At 57.4% G+C, this 895-nt stretch carries 1 protein-coding gene; it reads right to left on the bottom strand.

Annotated features, from left to right (window positions below):
- Positions 1-301: 301 nt before the first annotated feature.
- On the bottom strand, positions 302-616 hold the full coding sequence (locus F6X42_RS42905; RefSeq protein ID WP_187639771.1) for a CppA family protein: 315 nt from the start codon (positions 614-616) through the stop codon (positions 302-304).
- Positions 617-895 lie beyond the last annotated feature (279 nt).

The following is an 895-nucleotide window of genomic DNA, read 5'->3' as shown; positions in this document are numbered from 1 at the left end:
AACGAATCGTTCATCCGCGAAGGCGAACGCTTTTCAAAGGAGCGACGGTTGCCAGAATCTCTCCGTCCTGACCGAGAATTTGACCTGCGACAAATCCGGCATTCCCGGCCACACTCATGATGTAGTCCTGGCGTCAGTAAAGACGCCCCCGAAAACTTCTTCACGGAATTCGGGCCAACCCTTGGGGTTTGCGACTGGTCCATCCAGATGATGTTGAGCATGTTTGCCATGCCCGCGTCCGAAAATCGCTGTTCCAGCGTCGTACAAGCATCGCGTCAAAGGACGCATTGTCCCGTCCCGATCAGGCGAATGGGGTTGGAGTCGCTTTCTGGCGCGCACTGATCGGCTTCGCGACGGTCAAGGCGTTGCGCGCTGCGAGGATGTGCCGGATGGTAGCGAGAGATTGTTCCGCCACCGGGCTTGGGCTTTCCCGCCGTGGCAGAGGAAACTCCGGAACACGGACGCGCAGCTGCCGGCAGACGGCGGAAAGATACGGCTTGCCCGAGTTCTCGCATCGTTGGATGGCGGCAGCGATGGCTGCGTCGCCAATATTCCGGCGCAGCCATTCCATCGTTTGCCGGTCCTTCTCGTTGTGTACTCTGACCAAATGCTCCATCGTCGCCTCCCGACTGCCCCTACAGGTGGAATGGATAGACGTTAGCGCGCGGTCGGGCCGAATTAGGGGCGGCAACGCACACTACAAAACGATCTGGACATGTACAGCGCGTCCGGAAACCGGGTCTATCCGAAATTACATCGCGACCCTAAAATGTTGATTCTTGGCACCTCGGGCATCGTGTTGCGAAGGTTTGTTCTTCAACTCTCCCTTTATCTATAGGGGGGAAGTTATCCACAGACGCCGCTATTCGCTGAAGGGCTGTTGCATCACCGAAGT

This window comes from Paraburkholderia podalyriae (assembly GCF_014397785.1).
Lineage (GTDB): Bacteria > Pseudomonadota > Gammaproteobacteria > Burkholderiales > Burkholderiaceae > Paraburkholderia > Paraburkholderia podalyriae.
This window is presented reverse-complemented; position numbering and strand designations above follow the sequence as displayed.

Bases quoted from the DNA above. Each gene is read 5' to 3' on its own strand.
- F6X42_RS42905 (WP_187639771.1), bottom strand. From the start codon at position 616: ATGGAGCATTTGGTCAGAGTACACAACGAGAAGGACCGGCAAACGATG.